The organism is Burkholderia sp. BCC1972 (assembly GCF_905339605.1).
Taxonomy (GTDB): Bacteria; Pseudomonadota; Gammaproteobacteria; order Burkholderiales; family Burkholderiaceae; genus Burkholderia.
In genome coordinates this window covers 53,953-66,221 of sequence record NZ_CAJPGH010000028.1, presented here as the reverse complement: position 1 = coordinate 66,221, position 12,269 = coordinate 53,953, and the positions used below count along the sequence as shown (strand labels likewise).

The 12,269-nt window shown below is 70.1% G+C and carries 8 protein-coding genes; 1 reads left to right on the top strand and 7 read right to left on the bottom strand.

Features of this window, described 5'->3' with window-relative positions; genetic code table 11:
* Nucleotides 1-50: 50 nt before the first annotated feature.
* From U5798_RS30370 to U5798_RS30360, 3 genes are read right to left on the bottom strand one after another with little or no spacing between them, the layout of a single operon-like run.
* The gene (locus tag U5798_RS30370) at nt 51-857 is read right to left on the bottom strand and encodes a sulfite exporter TauE/SafE family protein (protein ID WP_322084126.1); all 807 of its coding nucleotides are present in this window, start codon (nt 855-857) and stop codon (nt 51-53) included.
* Between the two features lie 18 nt (nt 858-875).
* The gene (locus tag U5798_RS30365; RefSeq protein ID WP_124451951.1) at nt 876-2,546 is read right to left on the bottom strand and encodes a bifunctional protein tyrosine phosphatase family protein/NAD(P)/FAD-dependent oxidoreductase; all 1,671 of its coding nucleotides are present in this window, start codon (nt 2,544-2,546) and stop codon (nt 876-878) included.
* 28 nt (nt 2,547-2,574) lie between these two features.
* Nucleotides 2,575-3,459 carry an MBL fold metallo-hydrolase gene (locus U5798_RS30360; RefSeq protein ID WP_322084125.1) on the bottom strand — a complete coding sequence of 295 codons (885 nt, stop codon included), beginning with the start codon at nt 3,457-3,459 and terminating at the stop codon, nt 2,575-2,577.
* Between the two features lie 253 nt (nt 3,460-3,712).
* Between U5798_RS30360 and U5798_RS30355 the strand changes: the two genes are divergently transcribed.
* On the top strand, nt 3,713-5,095 hold the full coding sequence (locus U5798_RS30355; protein WP_322084124.1) for a sigma-54 interaction domain-containing protein: 1,383 nt from the start codon (nt 3,713-3,715) through the stop codon (nt 5,093-5,095).
* 156 nt (nt 5,096-5,251) lie between these two features.
* Here the strand turns inward: U5798_RS30355 and U5798_RS30350 are convergent, their stop codons facing one another.
* The 4 genes from U5798_RS30350 to U5798_RS30335 form a co-directional block, all read right to left on the bottom strand.
* Nucleotides 5,252-6,280 carry a MerR family transcriptional regulator gene (locus tag U5798_RS30350; protein ID WP_322084123.1) on the bottom strand — a complete coding sequence of 343 codons (1,029 nt, stop codon included), beginning with the start codon at nt 6,278-6,280 and terminating at the stop codon, nt 5,252-5,254.
* A gap of 120 nt (nt 6,281-6,400) precedes the next feature.
* On the bottom strand, nt 6,401-7,975 hold the full coding sequence (locus U5798_RS30345; protein ID WP_322084122.1) for an efflux transporter outer membrane subunit: 1,575 nt from the start codon (nt 7,973-7,975) through the stop codon (nt 6,401-6,403).
* 2 nt (nt 7,976-7,977) lie between these two features.
* On the bottom strand, nt 7,978-11,124 hold the full coding sequence (locus U5798_RS30340) for an efflux RND transporter permease subunit (protein WP_124451941.1): 3,147 nt from the start codon (nt 11,122-11,124) through the stop codon (nt 7,978-7,980).
* Nucleotides 11,121-12,230, bottom strand: coding sequence for an efflux RND transporter periplasmic adaptor subunit (locus U5798_RS30335; RefSeq protein ID WP_322084121.1), 1,110 nt, complete (start codon nt 12,228-12,230; stop codon nt 11,121-11,123). The genes U5798_RS30340 and U5798_RS30335 overlap by 4 nt, the downstream gene beginning before the upstream one ends.
* Nucleotides 12,231-12,269: the final 39 nt, after the last annotated feature.

The window sequence follows — 12,269 nt, the reverse complement described above, 5'->3', positions numbered from 1 at the left end:
GTCGGGCCGGGCGTTTTGTTTGGGGGCGTGGATCCGTTGCCGCATTCGGCTCAAGCGCCGAACGCCGCCTTCGCCAGCAACCCGAGCGCTACGCACACGAGCACGGCAGCAAAGCCGGCCTGCACGTGCCGCGCGGCGAGGTGGTGCGACGCGACGCGGCCGGCGGCCATGCCGAGCGCGGTCGCGACGGTGAACCACAGCGTCACGTCGAGCGGCGCGCGCGTGCCCGCCACGAGCGTCGCGAGTACGCCGCCCGTGCCGACCAGCGCGATTACCATCAGCGACGTCGCGACCACGCCGTGCATCGACACGTTCGTGAACTTGCGCAGCATCGGCACGATCACGAAGCCGCCGCCGACGCCGAGCAACCCCGTCATCAGACCCGTCACCGCGCCGGTCGACGCGAGCGCGACACCGACCGGCCAGGACCAGACGAGCCGGCCCGTGTCGGGGTTGATGCGGCCGACGCACAGCGGCGACGCGTCCGCATCGGCGGGGGCGTGCCGCAGCGCCTGCCGCAGCAAGCGGCCGGCGACGACCAGCATCGTCAACGCGAACAGCGTGAGCAGCAGGCGCTGCGGCAGCACGTGCGCGAGCCGCACGCCGAGCGTGGTCAGCGGCACGCCGGCCACGGCCATCAGCAGCGCCGCGCGATAGCGCACGAGCCCGCGGCGGAAGCCTTCGAGTGCGCCGAGCGCGGCGCTGCCCGCCACCGCGACGAGGGCGACGGGCGTGGCCTGCTGCATCGGCCAGCTCATCCCGACGACGAGCGCGGGCACCGCGAGAATGCCGCCGCCGGCACCGGTCAGGCCGAGCACGGCGCCGACGAAGCCGCCCAGTACGAGGGAAATCAACATGACGTCATCGCGCTCCGGTCAACGTGCGACGGCGGGCTTCGCGAGCCATTCGCGGCCCTTGAGCATCGCCTTCCAGTAGAGCGGCGGCAGCACGCGTTCCTTGAGCAGCCACGCGAGCCGCGACGGGCGCTTGCCGTCGATCAGCCACGCGGGGAAGGTCGGCGCGACCTTGCCGCCGTACAGGAACTCGGCGAGCACGATCTTGCCGCGCTCGACGGTGAGCGGGCACGAGCCGTAGCCGTCATATGCGGCGTCGCCGTGCGCGCGGCCGAGCGACGCGAGCAGGTTGTGCGCAACGACGGGCGCCTGCTTGCGGGCGGCCGCGGCCGTTTTCGCGTTGGTCGTGTTGGTCGCGTCGCCGAGCGCGTAGATGTCCGGAAAGTGCTTGTGCCGCAGCGTCGCCGGATCGACGTCGATCCAGCCGGCCGCGTCGGCGAGCGGGCTCGATCGCACGAAATCGGGCGCCTTCTGCGGCGGCACGACGTGAATCATGTCGAACGCACGCACGACGGTTTCCTTGCCGCCGTCCGGCAGCGCGCGCGTGAACGTCGCCTGGCGCGCGGGGCCGTCGATCGCGACGAGGTTGTGGCCGAACGACAGCGCGATGTCGTAGCTTCTCACGTACTCCATCAGCGCGGGCACGTAGTCGGCGACGCCGAACAGCGCGCCGCCCGCATTCAGGAACTCGACGTTCGCGGCTTCGAGGCGGCCCGCGCGACGCCAGTGATCGCACGACAGGTACATCGCCTTCTGCGGCGCGCCCGCGCACTTGATCGGCATCGGCGGCTGCGTGAAGAGTGCATTGCCGCCGCGGAACGCGCGCACGAGCGCCCACGTGTACGGCGCGAGATCGTAGCGGTAGTTCGACGTGACGCCGTTGCGGCCGAGCGTGTCGGCGAGACCGTCGATCGCGTGCCAGTCGAGCTTGAGCCCCGGGCACACGACGAGCTTGCGATAGCCGATGCGGCGGCAGCCGTCGAGCACGACCGTGTGCGCGTCGGGTTCGAAGCCCGCGACGGCGGCCTGGATCCGGTGTACGCCGCGCGGCAGCACGTCGGTCATCCGGCGCGCGGTGGTTTCCGGCTGGAACACGCCCGCGCCGACCATCGTCCAGCCGGGCTGGTAGTAGTGGATGTCGGCCGGATCGATCACCGCGATGTCGAGCGACGCGTCGCGCGCGAGCAGGCTCGATGCAACCGCGATGCCGGCCGCGCCCGCGCCGACGATCACGATGTCGTGGCGCGCGTCGACGGCCGGTGCCGCCTGACGGCCACCCGGTGCGATACGCGATGCCAGCGCGCTCAGGTCGTAGCCGGCTGCGCCGGCGGTGGCGACGATGTCGCTCAGCGGACGCAGCGCCGCTTGCGACAACGCCCACAGCGTGGCCGACCGCGTGCCGCTGCGGCAGTACGCGAGCACCGGCCCGTCGAGCGACGCGAGCAGCGCGCCGAACCGCGCGGCCTGTTCGTCGGTCACCTTGCCGGTATCGACCGGCAGGTCATGCACGTCGATGCCGAGCGGCGCGGCGGCCGCGCGGATCTCGGTGACGGTCGGCTGGTCGGCGCCTTCGCCGTCGGGCCGGTTGCAGATGATCGCGCGGATGCCGGCCGCGTGAAGCGCGGGCAGGTCGGCTGCCGCGATCTGCGGCGAGACCGACAGCGTGTCGGTCAGCTTGCGGATGGTCGTCATGTCGGGGTTCTCGGTGGGGTGCAGGCGCTCAGATCGCGTCGAGCGGGATCTTCAGGTAGCGCACGCCGTTGTTCTCGGGTTCGGGCAGGTGGCCGGCGCGCATGTTGACCTGCACGGACGGCAGCATCAGCACGGGCATGTCGAGCGTCGCGTCGCGCGCGGTGCGCATGGCGACGAAATCGTCCTCGGTCACGCCGTCCTTCACGTGCACGTTCGCGCGGCGCTGCTCGGCGACGGTCGTCACGAACTGCACGTCGCGCCCGCCCGGCTGGTAGTCGTGGCACAGGTACAGGCGCGTGTCGGGCGGCAGCGCGAGCACGCGCGCGATCGAGCGGTACAGCGTGCGCGCATCGCCGCCGGGGAAGTCGCAGCGGGCCGTGCCGTAGTCGGGCATGAACAGCGTGTCGCCGACGAACGCCGCGCGCTGCGTCGCGTCGTCCACGCAGTAGGTCATGCAGGCGGGCGTATGGCCCGGCGTATGCAGCGCGCGGATCGTCAGCGCGCCGAGCGCGAGCGTGTCGCCGTCGTCGACGAGCTGGTCGAACTGGCGGCCGTCTTCCGCGAAGCCCGGGCCAGCGTTGAACAGCGTGCCGAACACGTGCTGCACGCGGCGCACGTGCGAGCCGATCGCAATCCGGCCGCCGACCCGTGCTTTCAGGTAGGGCGCGGCCGACAGGTGATCGGCGTGCACGTGCGTTTCCAGCAGCCAGTGCACGGTCGCGCCGAGTTCGGCGACGCGGGCGATCAGCCGGTCCGCGCTGGCGGTGCGCGTGCGGCCGGATTTCGGATCGTAGTCGAGCACGCTGTCGATCAGCGCGCACGCGCGGCTCTCGGTATCGAGCAGGAGATAGCTGACGGTGTGGGTCGCCGGGTCGAAAAAGCCTTCGACCGACAGGGCGGGGGCGTTGCTCACGGGGTGTCCTCGATCGGGTTCTGCATCTGCAATCGGGGTCTTTGTCTCAAGAAGCGTGCCAGGCTGCGACAAGGCACTCGCCGATGTGCCAGCGGCTTGATTCGACTCGGATTTCCGGCGTGCCGGCGGTAGCGTGAAGGTGTCGCTGGCGTCCGCTCGAGGATGAGAACTGCCATAACTGGCAGTGTCGTGGCAGAATTGGCAGTCTGCCTGGCAGTCCGTCCGGGCGCTTCTTCACCGAGCGAGCCGCCGCATGAATCCGCGCGACACCATCCCGATCGTTCCCGCGCCGCGTCGCGACGCGATGCCCGACGTGCGCGCGCTCGTCGCGTATCTCGAGCAGGACCCGCAGCCGATGATCGTCGTCGATCCCGACTACCGCATCCTCGCGGCGAACGATGCGTACCGGCGCCAGTTCGGCGTGGCGGGCGTCGAGCACGTGGGCCGGCACTGCTTCCAGGTGTCGCATCACTACGACGTGCCGTGCGACCAGGCCGGCGAGCATTGCCCGATGAAGCAGGCGCTCGAGTCGCGCGGGCTGAATCGCGTGCTGCACATCCATCACACGCCGCGCGGCCCCGAGCACGTCGACGTCGAGCTGCGGCCGATCTTCGATGCGGACGGCAACGTGATCGCCTATGTCGAGCGGCTGACGACGGTGCGCAGCGCGTCCGCGCAGCCGAGTGCGGAAGGGCTCGTCGGCGGCGCCGACGCGTTCAATGCGGCGCTCGGTGCGCTGCAGCGCGTGGCACCCTCGACGCTGCCGGTGCTGCTGCTCGGCGAATCGGGCACCGGCAAGGAGCTGTTCGCCCGCGCGCTGCACGAGGCGAGCGATCGTGCGATGGGGCCGTTCGTCGTCGTCGATTGCTCGGGGATTGCCGAGACGCTGTTCGAGAGCGAACTGTTCGGCTACGAGAAAGGCGCGTTCACGGGCGCGAACCAGCGCAAGCCGGGCCTCGTCGAAACCGCGCAGGGCGGCACGCTGTTTCTCGACGAGATCGGCGACGTGCCGCTGCCGATGCAGGTGAAGCTGCTGCGGTTGATCGAGTCGGGCACGTTCCGGCGCGTGGGCGGCGTCGAGGCGCTGCGCGCCGATTTCCGGCTCGTCGCGGCCACGCACAAGCCGTTGCGCGAGATGATCGAGGACGGCCGGTTCCGGCAGGATCTTTACTACCGGATCAACGCGTTTCCGATTCCGCTGCCGGCGCTGCGCGAGCGGCGCGGTGACGTCGCGCTGCTGGCCGAATCGATCCTGCGGCGCATCGCGAATGCGCGCGGCAAGGCGGGCGATGCGAGCGCGCGGCCGTACGTGCTGACCGAGCGCGCGCGAGCGTGCCTCGATGCGTATGCATGGCCCGGCAACATCCGCGAACTGCGCAACGTGCTCGAACGCGCGTGCCTGTTCGCGGACGACGGGACGATCCGCGTCGAGCATCTGCCGGCCGAACTCGTCGCGGCCGCGGCGGCGCCGCAGGACCGCGCGGCGGACGGGCGCGGCATGTCGGATGCGGAACTCGTGCGCATCGCGCGCACGTTCGACGGCACGCGCAAGGCGCTCGCCGAGCAGGTCGGGATGAGCGAGCGGACGCTGTACCGGCGGATGAAGGCGCTCGGGCTCGGTACGCGCGATCGGTGACGCCCGCCAGAGCCGCGTTCGGCGGCGGCGACGGCGTCGAGCGGAAGGTGACGGCAACGCTCGACGGCCGGCCCGACTGGCAAGTGCGCGACCGAGCGTCAGTGGCGACGCGGGCGGCACGCGAGCAATTCGGCCGCCGCCCGCACCGTCACACGCTCAACGCACCGGCGCAAGCTGCGCCATCGCCTCGCGCACGAAACCGATCAGCGTGTCGTCGGTCCACGAGTCTTTCGTGAGCGCCGGCTCGTTCATCAGCGCCTGGCGGAATTTCGCATGCGTGGCCGGATCGTGGCCCGCATAGCTGCAGAACAGCTCGAGCCAGCGCTGCGCGAGCGCGCGGCCTTGCGGCGAATCGGGCTTCACGCCGGTGTCGATCGCGTCGCGCACGTCGCCCATCAGCTGTGGCCACTCCATCGCGCGTTCGCCGTAGTGGGCCCGCATGAAGCGGATCTCGTCCGGCGCAAGATACTTCTCGAAGATCCGCATCTTCGTTTCCGCCGACGCGCGCAGCACATAGTCGCGCAGTTCGGTCGAAATGCCGATCTTCGACTGCATCGCCGGCTCGTGCTCGTGCATCAGGTTCAGCTTCGCCAGCAGCCGCGGATCGTTGTTCGTGTCGCGCACGAGCAGCGCCATCCAGCGCGACGCGAGCGTACGCGCGCGCTCGTCCTCGGCGGGCACGCCCGCGTCGTGCAGCGCACGGACCTCGCCGACGAGCGCGATCCATTCCGCGTCGCCCGTCTGGCTCTTCCGGTACATCGGCATGCGCGCGAGTTCTTCCTCGGAGAAATATTTGTCGTACACGGTCATCAACTCCAGTGTGGTGAGCCAATCGGCCAGTTCCGGCTCCGTGCCCGCCGCGAGCTGCGCATGCAGGTTCACGAGCCGCTCGCGCAGCTGCGCGGTCTGCGCAAGCTGGCGGTCGAGCAGCGCGATCTGCTTCGCGACGAGCTCGACGAGCGGGGTGCCGGGCTGGTTCAGGTGGTCGCCGATTTCGGTGAGCGACAGGCCGAAGCGACGCAACGCCTGGATCTGGTGGAGCCGGGCGATGTCGTGGCGGTCGTACAGCCGGTAGCCGTTGTCGGCGCGCGCCGAAGGCGTCAGCAAACCGATCGCGTGATAGTGATGAAGCGTGCGGACGGTCAGCCCGCTGCGTTTCGCCAGTTCTCCCACTTTCAGTCGCATTCGTTCCTCCGTTCGGTACGCACACTGGAGTCTCGAACGTTACGCTACGTGAGGGTCAAGCGGAAGTTCGGCGATCGGGCGCGCGGGGCCGTGCGGCACGCGCCCGATCGAGGAGCCGGCTTATTGCGGCGAAGGCGTGGTGTCGGGCGTGGCCGCGCGTGCAACGCGGCCGCCTGTGCCGTCGCCGGCCGCGTTGCCGTTCTGGCCGGGCTGGCCGGCTTTGTCGTCCTTGCCGGTCGGCGGCGTGCCCATCGCCTGGTAAAGGCGCGCGGTATCCGCGAACCGCGCGCCGGTCGCGCGGATCTCGTCGAGCCGCGCATTGCGGTACTGCAGTTCGCTCGCACGCGCGGCCGACGGCGGCAGTGCGCCGAGCCGCACGCGGGCGGCCGCGTCGTCGTAGGCGCCGCGCGCGGAAAGCGCGGCACGAGACGACGCATCGAGCGCTTCCGCATCGTGTTCGAGCGCCGCCAGCGAATCGGCGACGTTCTGGAACGCGCCGAGCACGGCCTGCTTGTACTGGTCGACCGCGGCCTCGTAGGTCGCCTTCGCCGCGCGGCGCTGGGCGAGCAGCGCGCCGCCGTGGAAGATCGGCTGGCTCAGCGACGCACCGACGTTCCAGATCGCGCCGGCACCCGACAGCATCGTCGGCCAGCTGAAGCCGCCTTTGCCCATGGCCGCCGACAGCGACAGCTGCGGGAACATCTGTGCGGTCGCGAGGCCCACTTCGGCGGCTGCTGCCTTCAGCCCCGCATCGGCCGCCTGGATGTCCGGCCGGCTTTTCAGCAGGTCGGACGGCACGACGACGGGCACCTGTTCGGGCAGGTGCAGATCGGCGAGCGTGAGGTCGGCCGGCGGCCGGTCGGGCGTGCGGCCGACCAGTACCGCGAGCGCATGGCGCGCCGAGTCGCGTTGCTGGCGCAGCGCGGGCAGGCTCGCCGCGAACGTGTCGGCGCTTTGCCGCGCGTTCAGCGCGTCGCTGCGCGATGCCGAACCGAGCGCATGGCGGCGTTCGGCGTCGTGCGCCTGGTCGTTCGCGAGCGCGACGAGCCGCTCGGTCGTGTCGATCTGCGCATTGAGCACCGACACGGTGATCGACGCGGTGACGATGTTCGCGGCGAGCGCGCGCCGCGCGGATTCGAGCTGGAACGCGCTGACGTCGACGCGTTTCGCGAGCGCGCGGTTCGCGAAGCGCGACACGCCGAACAGGTCGACCGTGTAGCTCGCCTGCAGTTGCCCGACGAACGTGTCGTACAGCAGCGTCGGCGCGCCGAGCGCGGGAATCGGCACGCCGAGCGCGCGCTGGCGCGTGGCCTGGCCGACCGCGTCGATCGACGGCAGCATCGAGCTGCCGATCTGGCCGCGCAGCTGTTCGCGCGCGGCATCGAGCGAATGCGACGCCGCGCTCAGCGTCGGGCTGTTTCGCAGCCCTTCGTCGACGAGCGCGTTCAGCGCATCGGAGCGGTACTGCTTCCACCAGTCGGGCACCGGCTGCGCGCCGACTTCGAACTGCTGCGCGACGCCTTGCGCGGACACGGTCTGCTGGACTTGCGGCACGCTGCCGTAGTGCGCGGGCGACGGCATTGCGGGCGGCTCGCCGCTCGGCGCGAACCACGCGCAGCCCGCGAGCGGGCCGGCGAGGCTCGCCACGGCAAGCGCCCGCACGGCTTTCGTTTTCAGGGTCATCGATCGATCCATGGTCAAGCTCCCGACGGCGCGGCAGGCGTGGCGCCTGGCGGCGGCCCGTCCTGCGGGTCGCGTTCGTCGCGCTTCACGCGGAACCACGTCGCGTACAGCGCGGGGAGGTAAAACAGCGTCAGCACGGTCGCGCTCGTGATGCCGCCCATCAGCGCGGTCGCCATCGGCCCGAAGAAGTTCGAGCGCAGCAGCGGGATCAGCGCGAGCACGGCGGCCGCGGCCGTCAGCGTGATCGGCCGGAAGCGCCGCACGGTCGCGCCGATGATCGCGTCGACGCGCCCGTGGCCGACCGCGATGTCCTGCTCGATCTGGTCGACGAGGATTACCGAGTTGCGCATGATGATCCCGAACATCGCGATCACGCCGAGCATCGCGACGAAGCCGAACGGCTGGCCGAACAGCAGCAGCGTCGCGACCACGCCGATCAGCCCGAGCGGCGCGGTCAGCACGACCATCAGCACGCGCGAGAAGCTCTGCAGCTGGATCATCAGCAGCGTGAACACGGCGATCGCCATCAGCGGCATCTGCGCATTGATCGACGTCTGCGCCTTCGCGCTTTCCTCGACCGAGCCGCCGATGTTGATCTGATAGCCGACCGGCAGCTGCGCGCGCAGCGCGTTCAGCTTCGCGTCGACCGCATGCGTGACGTCGATGCCCTGCGCGCCGGCGCGCACGTCCGACTGCACGGTGATGGTCGGCTGGCGGTCGCGCTCCCATACGACGCCGTATTCGAGCGTCGGCGTGAAGCGGCCGAGCGAGCCGAGCGGCACGGGGCCGTTCGGCGTCGGCAGCGCGAGGCCCGCGAGCTTCGCCGGATCGACGCGGTCGGCGCGCGGCGCGCGCAGGTCGACCGCGATCAGCTTGTCGCGCTCGCGATACTGCGTGACGGTCGTGCCGGACAGCGTCATCGCGAGGAAGCTCGACACGTCCTGCGACGTGACGTTCAGCTCGCGCGCCTTCTTCTGGTCGATCTCGAAGCGCACCGAGCGCTCGGCCGGCTCGTCCCAGTCGAACTGCACGTTGACCGTGCGCGCATCGCCGCGCATCGTCGCCGCGACCTTCTCGGCGATCGAGCGGACCGTCGCGATGCTGTCGCCGCTCACGCGGAACTGCACCGGATAGCCGACCGGCGGGCCGTTCTCGAGCCGCGACAGCCGCCAGCGCACGGCCGGGAACGTGTCGCGCAGCGTGGTTTCGAGCCAGGTCGCGAGCTTCTCGCGATCCTCGACCGATTTCGCGGTGATCACGAACTGCGCGAAGTTCGGCAGTTGCAGCTGCTGGTCGAGCGGCAGGTAGAAGCGCGGCGCGCCGCTGCCGACGAAGTTCACCGAATGGTCGATCTCGGGGCGCTTGTCGATCGCTTTCTCGAGGCGCTCGGTTTCGCGCAGCGTCGCCGCGAACGACGCGCCTTCGGGCAGCCGCAGGTCGACCAGCAGCTCGGGCCGGTCGGAGCTCGGGAAGAACTGCTGCGGCACGAGCGTGAAGCCCATCAGTGCGACGACGAAAAGGGCGCCGGTAACCAGCAGCACGACGAAGCGCCGCTCGATGCACCAGTCGATCCAGCCGCGCAGCCGCCGGTAGAAACGCGTGTCGTAGATGTCGTGCTCGTGGTCGTCGGGCAGGTGCGCCTCGTGCGCGTGCCGCTTGCGCTCGGGCAGCATGTGATAGCCGAGCAGCGGGATCAGCACGACGGCTGCGAACCACGACGCGATCAGCGCGATCGCCGACACTTCGAAGATCGAGCGCGTGTATTCGCCGGTGCTCGATTTCGCGAGCGCGATCGGCAGGAAGCCCGACACCGTGACGAGCGTGCCCGTCAGCATCGGGAACGCGGTGCTCGTGTACGCGAACGCGGCGGCGCGTGCGCGGCTGTAACCCTGTTCGAGCTTCACGGCCATCATCTCGACCGCGATGATCGCGTCGTCGACGAGCAGCCCGAGCGCGAGCACGAGCGTGCCGAGCGATACCTTGTGCAGCCCGATGTCGAACAGGTACATGAAGAGCGCGGTGACCGCGAGCACGACCGGAATCGAGATCACGACGACCATCCCGGTGCGCAGGCCGAGCGACACGAGGCTCACGACCAGCACGATCGCAACGGCTTCGGCGACGGCTTCGAGGAAGTCGTCGACCGAATGCGAGACCGCGTGCGGCATGCTCGACACCAGCGTCAGCTTGAGGCCGGCCGGCAGCTGCGCCTGCAGGTCCTTCGATTCCGCGTCGAGCGCCTTGCCGAGCCGGATCACGTCGCCGCCCGGCTGCATCGTGACGCCGATGCCGAGCACGGCTTTGCCGTTCGTACGCATCTGCGTGACGGCCGGGTCGTCGTAGCCGCGCTTCACGGTCGCGAGATCGCCGAGCCGGAACGTGCGGCCGTTGATGCGGATCACCGTGTCGGCGATCGCGTCGACGTTGTCGAACTGGCCGCTCGGCCGCACGAACACGCGATCGTCGGCGGTCGTCAGCACGCCGGCCGACGAGATGTCGTTCTGCGCGTTGATCGCCTGCCCGAGCTGCTGCGGCGAGATGCCGAGGCGCGTGAGCTGGGCGTTGTTGACCTCGATGAAGATCCGCTGGTCGGGGTCGCCGAAGTAGTCGACCTTGCCGACGCCCGGCACGCGCAGCAGCACGGTGCGCAACTGGTCCGCGTAGTCGTGCAGTTGCGCGGGCGTGAAGCCGTCGCCCTCGAGCGTCCAGATGTTGGTGTAGACGTCGCCGAACTCGTCGTTGAAGAACGGGCCCTGCACGCCGGGCGGCAGCGTGTAGCCGATGTCGCCGACTTTCTTGCGGATCTGGTACCAGGTCTCGGGCACGTCCTTCACGGGCGCCGAATCCTTCATCGTGAAGAAGATCAGCGATTCGCCGGGGCGCGAATAGCTGCGCAGGAAGTCGACGGCCGGCGTTTCCTGCAGCTTGCGGCCGATCCGGTCGGTCACCTGTTCCTGCACCTGCCGCGCACTCGCGCCGGGCCAGAACGTCCGGATCACCATCACGCGGAACGTGAACGGCGGGTCTTCGGATTGGGCGAGCCGCGTGTACGCGAGAATGCCCGCGAGCGTCGCGAGCGCGATCAGGTAGACGACGAGCGCCTGGTGGCGCAACGCCCACGCCGACAGGTTGAAACGGCCTTCTTCATGCGGGGTACTCACGATGCGAAGTCCTCCGGATGCAGCGGCGCGATCGCGCGCACTTTCTCGCCCGCGCTGACCGTATGCACGCCCTGCAGCACGACGCGCTCGCCCGGCTGCAGCCCGTGCGACACGGTCACGGTGCGCTCGTTGAAGCGCGCGACGTCGACGCGGCGCAGTTCGAGCGTGTCGTCCTTCGTGCGCACGACCCACACGGCCGGTTGCGCGCCGTCGTGGAACAGCGCGGTCGCGGGCAGCGTGATCGGCTGCGCGTTGTCGGCGGCCGGTGCGCCGTCGAACGCGACGTTCGCGGTCATCCCGAGGCGGATCGCCGGATCGGGCGTGGCGAGCGTGAGCTTCACGCGATAGGTGCGGCTTTGCGGATCGGCGGCCGGCGCGATTTCGCGCACCTTGGCGGCAAACTGGCGGCCCGGCAGCGACGGCAGCGTGACGGTCGCCGCATGGCCGGGCGCGAGCGAGGCGAGCGCAGCCTCGGGCACGTCGCTGACGACATCGACGTCGCCCGACCACGCGAGCTGGTAGACCGGCTGGCCGGCCGACACGTTCTGGCCGGTGTCGGCCTGTTCGGCGGTGATGAAGCCCGCGTGATCGGCGACGAGCGTCGCGTAGCGGAGCTGGTTCTTCGCGAGCGCGAGCTGCTGCTGCGCCTGGTCGCGCTGCGCGAGCGCCGACGTATAGCTGTTCTGGGTCTGTTCGAGCTGCGCGGTCGCGATCAGGTTTTCATGCGCCTGCGCACGGTCGCGGTCGAGCTGCTGCTTCGCGAACGCGAGACTGTGCGTCGCGGCATCGAGCTGCGCCTGCGCGCTCGCGGCGTTCTTCTCGACATCGGACGGATCGAGCAGCGCGACGACCTGGCCGACCTTGACCGTATCGCCGAGCCGCACCTTGCGCTCGATGATCTTGCCGGCGATGCGGAACGACAGCGGCGTCGCATAGCGCGGCTGGATGTCGCCGGGGAGCGTGCGTGCGGTCGCGGCGGTATCGGCCCGCGCGGGCAGCGCGACGACGGGGCGCGGGGCGGGCGGCGCGGATTCTTTGGGATGACAGGCGGCAAGGATGAGCGCGACGCCGATCAGCAGCGTGGCGCGGAAACCGGAGCGATTCACGAAACCCCCAGGTGAGGTGGAGCGGAACGAGGTCGGCAA